At 34.2% G+C, this 1,603-nt stretch carries 1 protein-coding gene; it reads right to left on the bottom strand.

All coding sequences use genetic code 11. From position 1 onward, the window contains the following. Positions 1–1,122 (bottom strand): ISL3 family transposase (locus QUB56_RS36860; RefSeq protein ID WP_332961296.1); only part of this gene is annotated, 1,122 nt, incomplete at its 3' end. Between the last annotated feature and the right edge of the window lie 481 nt (positions 1,123–1,603).

Below are 1,603 nucleotides of genomic sequence, written 5' to 3'. Positions count from 1 at the left end.
TTTGATGAGCTTTAATTTGTTATTAATTCCTTCCACAACTCCTTGAGTAGTCCTCCGATCAAAATACGCAATAATTTCTCCAATCCACCTAATAATTGTCCCACAGCTTTTGGGGAAAACGGAAATTGCATCTTTTAACCAATCACTTAAACTCAATAATCCTTCTACCCAATCTTTGGGGGAGTCAAAAATTTGTCTAAACTCTTCTTTCATTTGATGCATTTTTTGTAAGGTAGGAGCCACTTTTTTGACTGATTCTAACTTAGATTTTTCGATTTCAGTGAGGTGATCTTCATTTTTTAGTAAGACATATTTACTGTTTTTTATTCCCGAGAGTATTCGAGCTTTTTCCGCGTTATTTTTTAAGGCTTCGGCTGCTTTCTTAATCTTTTTTCTAGCTCCATCTAATTCTTCATTTACTTGCTTCATAACATGAAATCTATCGGCCACAACTTCTGCTTGTGGCATTAAATCTTCTGAGACATTTTTATAAGGCTTCCACATATCTATACTGCAGGCTTCTATTTGCTCTAAAACCTCTTCTCCCCAAGCTTCTAGGTATTTTTTTACGTTTACTTGAGTTCGGTTTTTGAGCATTCCTACTATAATTTTTTTATCGATATCTACTAAAACCACACAATAATTTTTCTGTCCTTTTACTAGAGCTATTTCATCAATTCCTAGCCTTTTTAATCCCGATGGTTTTTGTCCGCTCAATTCCTTGACCCATTCTTTTAACATGGTTTCTATTTCCTGTTCGCTGACTCCATTCCTTTGAGCCACATTTTTGACATCGCTTTCTAATAATTCTGACAAAATCTTTTTTTTCAACCTCTCTGTATAGGTTCTAGTTTTTTTAACAAATTCTAAGTCTTCACTAAATTTTTTTGGGCAACCTTCACACCTCATCTGACGGCGATTTACTTGTAAATATACTTTTTGCTCTCCAAACGGCAAATCCCTCACTACATAATAATGATTTTGATGGAGTTTATCAGTTTTCTTCCCACAGTCGGGACAAATGGCTTTTTTGTTGTTATCTAAGCAAATTGTGATTCCTATATTTTCAATAATCTGATAACTTTTGACTGTCACTCCCTCAATATTAAGGAGTTTGGTCATTAGATGAAGTTGAGGATGGGAAGCCATAGGTATAAGTTTTTTTTTAATTTTTTTCAGTTCTGATTTTATTAAATAACAAAAAGCCCTGTAAGTCAATATATAATTGCTTTACCAGCGCCTAATTTTTAGATTTTATAGTTAATTTTTATAAAAATTATTAACTTTTTTACATACTAGGTTCGGTAGAGCCGAAAATTCTTCTAATTCATCGTCAGGCTTTTGAACAGCTCTTTGGAGAGACAGGAGAAATAAAGAAAAGATTAGACAAATTAGAGTCAGCCGACTCTCTTGACTCTAGTGACACTAAATTTCTGAAGGATGTAGTCGCACGACTGCAAGCTATTTCAAAAGCTATTCCAGCCACCTTTCAGGAAAAAGTTTAAAATTAAACGATCGCTCGAAAAGGGCGATCGGCTTTTGTATTCCAATTATAAAGTCAGAACATGACGAAATTTACAGCTAGTGACGAGCAACTCAAACA

Origin of the sequence: Microcoleus sp. AR_TQ3_B6 (assembly GCF_036702785.1) — a bacterium.
GTDB lineage: Bacteria > Cyanobacteriota > Cyanobacteriia > Cyanobacteriales > Microcoleaceae > Microcoleus.
Note: the sequence above shows the minus strand (reverse complement) of the source record. Positions and strands in the feature narration are given on the sequence as shown.